Source organism: Microcoleus sp. PH2017_35_SFW_U_B (genome assembly GCF_020737865.1).
Classification (GTDB): Bacteria; Cyanobacteriota; Cyanobacteriia; order Cyanobacteriales; family Microcoleaceae; genus Microcoleus.
Genome location: NZ_JAEQDE010000202.1, coordinates 1 through 2620, shown reverse-complemented (window position 1 = coordinate 2620; position 2620 = coordinate 1). Strand labels below are relative to the sequence as shown.

Below are 2620 nucleotides of genomic sequence, written 5' to 3'. Positions count from 1 at the left end.
TCTATGTTGTTTGTTAATTACGTGTTTTTCTACGAGCTGCATTTGACTCGACATGAGTAAATGTACTGTGCTTTGTATTATATACGACTTCCTGCGAGCGTCAACATGGCAGGTAAAAAATTATAATCAGTCCAAATGCAGATTTCTCTGACGCAAGACGCCCACATCTGTCATCCAATGGCACGGAGGCAAAAACAAATTGAACCAGGGGCAAATAGTCTCGTGCGATCGCCCGAGTTGCGGACAAAGCTGCCCAAATAGTCAAGGATGGGTAGCTTTGTCCATAAATTAAGTTACAGTTTCAAACCCCCACCATACTGACTACAGTGGCGCGGTTTGGCACGGGACTTATCTGACTTGGATGGAGGAAGCTAGGGTGGAAAGTTTGCGCTCTCTCGGCATCGAGTATGCAGAGTGGGTGGCGCAGGGTGTGGAATTGCCGGTGGTTGAGCTTTCACTGCGCTACCACCGCTCTGTACAAATGGGTCAATCTGTGGCAGTCAGAACCCGGATGGCTGCTACCGAGGGCGTGCGGCTGCTTTGGGATTACGAAATTCGATCGCCCGACGCTCAAGAATTATACGTGACAGCACAGGTAACTTTGGTTGGTGTCGATCGGGACAAGGGCAAGATTATCCGTCAATTGCCGCCGGCGCTGAAGGAAGCTTTGACAAGGCTTTCTGTTAAACCTTTACCCTAACTTTGGTTCATTATCCAAAATAGTTTGCCCAGACATCATAAGTAGAGTGGTTGAATTTTCAGTCATTAAACAAGATTGCACTGATTCGCTCGCTCTACTTAAAATTATCTCTATTTTATTTTTGTTAGATAAACTTTTAATCTACCATTGACCTGTCAATCAAATATTTATGCCAAACTTCTACTTGTACCAATTGAAACAATCCTTGTTACAACACTATTAGTTGAGTTTGTTTACTCAACTATTGCCGCGCTTTGCGTCGCTATAGAAATCCTAAATCATTTGTGAATTTCTTACTCCCTCCCCTTAATAAGGGTAGGGTAGGGGTGGGGTAAAAAACTTTACGACTCCTGCAAAGACTGCTATAGTTTGATGTTCTGTTGTTGTTGGGAACCATACATGGCGAGACACCCTACCAATATTGTTGCATTAATTTTCCAAAATTGTATTAATTCGCTGCCCAAATATCCCAATTAATGCGCTCTACACAACAACATTGTACATTAATGTTAACATTTAACTATGTCAAACAATGTAAACAAATATAAAGTGTTTTGCCAGGTAAACACAGGCGCTAAAATTGTGATATCCTTGAACAAGATAGTGTTTTTTGAATACCCATTTTGGGAAAAACAGCAAAATAACTCAATTTATATCAATTAAATAAACAAATGGAAGCATTACTTTTATTGATAGGGTTTGCAGGCGGGGCATTAGTCTGCTGGCTTATTTTGAATAAGCGAAATTCACGCAATTTGGTGCGGATGCAGGGTTCGCAGGAGGCCATATCGAAGTTGGCGTCGCAGTTGGATGCTAGAACTTCGGAATTGCGGCAGAAAATGCAGAATGAAACTCAGCTAAATTCTGAAATGTTTGAGCTGCAAAGTCGCTTGGAAATTGTGACTCGCGAGCAAGATGTTTTAAACAATCAAGTGTCGGAATTGGAAGAATTTTTGGCAGGAATTGCTGAGGAGCGATCGCAAGTTAATGCTCTGATTGCTGATTTGCAGTTTCAGCTAGAAAATACTCAACAAGCTGAGTCTCAGTTAGCAGAAGTGGCAGAACTTCAATATCAGTTAGAATTGGCTCAGCACGAGCGATCGCAACTTAACGCCCAAATCCGGGAAATGCAAGCAGAGTTAGAGGCGGTTAATGCAGAACGTTCTCAATTTAACGCTCTGCTTTCGGAAGTTGAAAGTCAGTTGGAAACTGCTAGCCAAGGCAGATTGCAGGTACAATACCAGTTGTCAGAAATTCAAATTAAGTTCGATCGCTCAATTCAAGAGCGGGAGCAACTTCAGTCTCAACTTTCGGGATTGCAAGCTCAACTAGAGAGTTCAGAGCAAGAACGAGAAATCCTCAACTCTCAATTGGAAACCGCCCGCCAACAACCAAATCAACCGCAACCTGAAGCATTAGAGCTGGAAACGCAGTTAGAAGCAGCGAATCAGGATAAAATGCAGTTAAACTCTCAATTATCTGAGCTGCAAAGTCAATCAGAAACGGTTGTTCGAGAGCGGGAACAGTTGCTGTCTCAGTTGTCAGAATTGCAGGTTCAATTAGAAACGGCTAACAAAGAGCGATCGCACATTTACTCTCAACTCTCGGAATTGCAAAATCTCTTCGATACAGCAAATCAGAGCCAAGCTCAACTGCAATCTTCAGTATCCGAATTAGAACAGCAGTTAGAAAGTCTATACCAAGAGCGATCGCAACTGCAATCAGATTTAGAAACTGCAAACACAGAACGCTCGCACCTCTATTCTCAAGTCTTAGAATTGCAAACTCAAATCGAGACAGCCAACCACAATCAAGCTCAAATGCAATCTCAAATATCCGACTTAGAAAATCAGTTAGAAAATGGGCGTCAAACTCGATCGCAATTGGAAGAGCAACTCAATTCTCAAGTCTCGGAAATGC

The 2620-nt window shown here is 42.4% G+C and carries 1 protein-coding gene and 1 pseudogene; both read left to right on the top strand.

Annotated features, from left to right (window positions below):
* Positions 1-307 precede the first annotated feature (307 nt).
* Positions 308-700: pseudogene (locus JGK36_RS33685) on the top strand (acyl-CoA thioesterase); the annotation flags it as partial.
* A gap of 764 nt (positions 701-1464) precedes the next feature.
* Positions 1465-2620: hypothetical protein (locus JGK36_RS33680; RefSeq protein ID WP_293193993.1), on the top strand; the 1156-nt coding region annotated here is incomplete at its 3' end.